The following is a 2,436-nucleotide window of genomic DNA, read 5'->3' as shown; positions in this document are numbered from 1 at the left end:
CGCGTACCCACCGCCGTCGAGTAGCGTTGCCGACCATGCGTCTCGTCATTGCCCGCTGCTCCGTCGACTACGCGGGCCGGCTCACCGCCCACCTCCCCTCGGCCCCCCGTCTGATCCTGGTGAAGGCGGACGGCAGCGTCTCGATCCACGCGGACGACCGGGCCTACAAGCCCCTCAACTGGATGTCGCCGCCGTGCACCTTGAAGGAGGACGCGGGGGACCCGGACGGCACGCCTGCCGTCTGGACCGTCATCAACAAGGCGGGCGAGAAGCTCATCATCACCATGGAGGAGGTCCTCCACGACTCCTCGCACGAGTTGGGTGTCGACCCCGGTCTGATCAAGGACGGGGTGGAGGCGCACCTCCAGGAGCTGCTCGCCGACCGCATCGAGACCCTGGGCGAGGGCTACACCCTCATCCGCCGTGAGTACATGACGGCGATCGGCCCGGTCGACATCCTGTGCCGGGACGCCGCGGGCGCGACCGTCGCGGTGGAGATCAAGCGGCGCGGCGAGATCGACGGTGTCGAGCAACTCACGCGCTACCTGGAGCTGTTGAACCGCGACCCGCACCTCGCGCCGGTCCGCGGTGTCTTCGCCGCACAGGAGATCAAGCCTCAGGCCCGGGTGCTGGCCACCGACCGGGGCATCGACTGCCAGGTCCTGGACTACGACGCCCTGCGCGGTATCGAGGACGACAAGCTGCGGCTGTTCTGAGCCATTTCACGACGAGGGGCCGGGTCCGCGGAACGGACCCGGCCCTTTCTCTGTGACCTGTTGCCTGTGACGTTGTCTGTGACCTGGTCGCTGTGACCTGTTGCCTGTGCCCCGTTCTCCGTGACCTGGTGGTCGGAACGTCAGGCGAGGGCGCCGCCGGGCGTCTCGGGACCGCTCTGCGAGGCGCTCGCCGAGACGCTGTTGGACGGCGCGGTGCCGCCCGTGGTCCCGGCGGTCGTCCCGCCGTCGGCCCCGCCCGTCGTCCCGTCGGTGGTCGTCCCGCCGTCCGTGGTACCCCCGGTGGTGCCGCCGTCGGCACCACCCGTGGTGTCACCGGTGGTGCCGCCGTCCGTACCGCTGGTGGTCCCGCCCGTGGTGGTCCCGCCGTCCGTCGTACCGCCGTCCGTACCGCCGGTGGTCCCGCCCGTGGTGGTCCCGCCGCCGGACGTGCCGCCGTCCGCGCCGCCCGTGTCACCGCCGGTCGTCCCGCCGTTGCTCCCGCCGGTCGTCCCGCCGTCGGAACCGCTGCCGGACCCGCCCGAGGAACCACCGCTCGTGCCGCCGTCCGACGAACCGGACGACTCGGACGGCGACGGCTTGTCGTCCTTCGACGGCTTCGCCGACTCGCTGGGCGTCGGGTCGTCCGCGGTGCCGTACGTCCCGTCCGGGCCGGGGTCGCTCGGCTCGGGCAGCACGCCGGGGCCGTCGTCGCCCTCGCCCTGCTTGGCGCGGTCGGCGCCGAGGCCGCCGTCGTCGGCGCCCTCACTGGCGGAGGGGTTGACGCCGATCCGCTCGGCCGGGGTGTTGTTCTTGTCGGAGGTCGCGCCGAGCGTCACCACGGTGCCGAGCACGGCGGCGAGCAGGGCGCCCGCCCCCGCGGCCACCAGGTTGCGCCGGGCGCCGCCGACGAAGCTCTTGAGGACACCGCCCCGGTGGGCGGGCGAGCCGCCCGTGTGCTGGGTGACGAGGGTGGATTCCCCCGTCGACACGGCCGGGCCGACGGCCGCGCCGAAGCCGGCCGGGGCGTACCCGGAGGGCACTCCGCCGGGCGGTGAGGCCGACTCCTCGTGCCGTGCGTCGGGCACCTCCTCCCCCGCCGCCGTGCGCCCGCCGGGCGGGGTCGCCCCCGAGCGGTCGGCGACCAGGGCGAGGGCCCTGCGGCCGGCGACGGTGCCGCGCTTGTCGACGAGGATGCCGCGCAGCCCGATGGACGCCTCCAGCTCGGCGCGGGCCTCGTCGAGCCGGCCGCGGCACAGCGCGAGGACACCCAGCTCGTGGTGGAAGTACGCCTGCTCGCCGACCTCCTCGGCGAGGCGGGCCGCCTCGACGCCCGCCCGGAGCGCCCGTTCCCAGGCGTTCCAGTGCAGGCCCGCCGCGAACGCGGGCGCCGCCTGCCGGGCGAGCCGCACCGCGACGCTTCCCTCCTCGTCCTCGGCGGGCGAGGTGAGCGGCGCGAGGGCGGTGAGCGCGGCGAGCAGGGCGTCCGCCTCGGCGGAGACCCGTTCGGGGGTGACCGACGGGTGCCCGGCCCACCAGGCGTAGTGCTGGGCGGCGGTACGGGCCCTGTCCTCGGCCCCGTCGCCGTATCCGGCGGCCTCCAGCTGGGTCCGTACGCCCGTCGCGAGACGGTAGCGGGCGCCGACCGGAGTGACCAGGGCGCACGCGACCAGTTCACCGAGGGCGGCGTCGGCGTGGGTGTCGCCGACGCCGCCCTCGGTGA

General features: G+C 74.8%; 2 protein-coding genes. One reads left to right on the top strand and one right to left on the bottom strand.

The features are described from left to right. The first annotated feature begins 35 nt into the window (after window positions 1–35). Window positions 36–716, top strand: a complete 681-nt coding sequence (gene nucS / locus AOK15_RS39360) for an endonuclease NucS (RefSeq protein ID WP_055717358.1) — start codon at window positions 36–38, stop codon at window positions 714–716. 140 nt (window positions 717–856) lie between these two features. On the opposite strand, the gene AOK15_RS39355 is transcribed toward nucS, so the two are convergent. Further along, window positions 857–2,436, bottom strand: a 1,580-nt coding sequence (locus AOK15_RS39355; RefSeq protein WP_420877032.1) for a tetratricopeptide repeat protein, incomplete at its 5' end; no start/stop codon positions are given.

Source organism: Streptomyces ossamyceticus, from assembly GCF_001418475.1.
In the GTDB taxonomy this organism is placed as follows: Bacteria; Actinomycetota; Actinomycetes; order Streptomycetales; family Streptomycetaceae; genus Streptomyces; species Streptomyces ossamyceticus.
This window is presented reverse-complemented; position numbering and strand designations above follow the sequence as displayed.